A 1,263-nucleotide genomic window follows, 5' to 3' on the forward strand; every position below is an offset into this window, starting at 1 on the left:
TTTGCCATGGTGGATCGCCCTCAATTACGCGAGAAGAGCTTGCGTTGCATGGTGGTTAGGCGCTCTGGGCCCTGTTCGGTCACGAGGACCGTCTCGCTGAATCCCATGCCGGCTGCCATCATCAGCATATGAAACACCATTCCAGCTTCCAGAGCCCATTCCACGCCTGGCACGAACTCGCGGATAAATTCGCCGGCAGAGGGATTGATATTGAGACTAAGCGAATAGCCGGCGCGGTTCGTGTATGTCTCGCGCAGACCAGACGCCAGGAGCGGCTCGCGACAGGCTCGGTCGATAACGCCGGCCGATGTGCCCGGCCGCATCAGCGCGATGGCCTCGTCTTGGATGCGGATGATTGTCTCGGCGATACGCTGCTGCTCGGTATTCGCAGGACCAACTACAGCGGTCCGCATCATACGCGAGTGGTGATTCCTATGGATGCCGTCGAGCTCAAAATAGACAGTGTCGCCAAGCTCGAGCCGCCGGTCGGAAAGGCTTCCATGTATGAACTTTGTTCGATCACCAGAGGTGAGCACGGGGTTGAACGGCAATCCCGACCCGGCGCTCACCAATGCGCTGAACACAGCCCCGGCGAGTTCGCGCTCCTTGACGCCGGGCGCGATAGCCTCGATGCCAGCACGCATACCCACTTCAACTAGGCGGGCAGCGCCGCGCAGATGTTCTATTTCCCGCGGCGATTTAATCAGCCGCAGATGATCGACGATGCGCGGTTCGCTGACTAAAGTTGCATTCGGCAGCAGCGCCTGCAGCATCTTCCACCGTTCCACCGTCAAGAACCATGAGTGCTCGTCAACACCGACGCGCCCGCCTGCCAAGCCAAGACCATCGAGGGCTCTTCGCGCCGCGTCAAGCCAAACGGGGAGCGGATCGGCGGCATCCGCATAGACGGAGTGGCTTTCCACCCACGAGGTGGTGTGCGCAGTGGGGACTTCCATATCGCGCAAGACCAGCACCGGCTCGCCACGGCTGGGAACCGCCAAGGCGTGATAGGAGAAATAGCCGACTTGCGGATCGAGACCGCTCAGGTAGTGGATATTCTCCGGTTGGTGCAGCAGCAAGACGGGAAGATCATGCTTGGCCATCTCTTCTTGCGTACGCTTCAGCCGCGCACGATATTCCCCAACGGGGAAGTCCATCCCGTTATTGGCAGGCTCACTCACTGTAGAAGGCTCCTTCATTGTTGACTGCCGCACTTAATTTGGTTCGTCGTTCACCCGCGGCTGACTGTTCCCAGGCCGGCAT

The 1,263-nt window shown here is 59.8% G+C and carries 1 protein-coding gene; it reads right to left on the reverse strand.

Going from position 1 to position 1,263, the window contains the following annotated elements:
* Positions 1-20: 20 nt before the first annotated feature.
* Positions 21-1,181: a M24 family metallopeptidase gene (locus AC0L16_RS33400; RefSeq protein ID WP_473625782.1), complete on the reverse strand. Its 1,161-nt coding sequence runs from the start codon at positions 1,179-1,181 to the stop codon at positions 21-23.
* Between the last annotated feature and the right edge of the window lie 82 nt (positions 1,182-1,263).

Source organism: Mesorhizobium sp. WSM4848, from assembly GCF_055811375.1.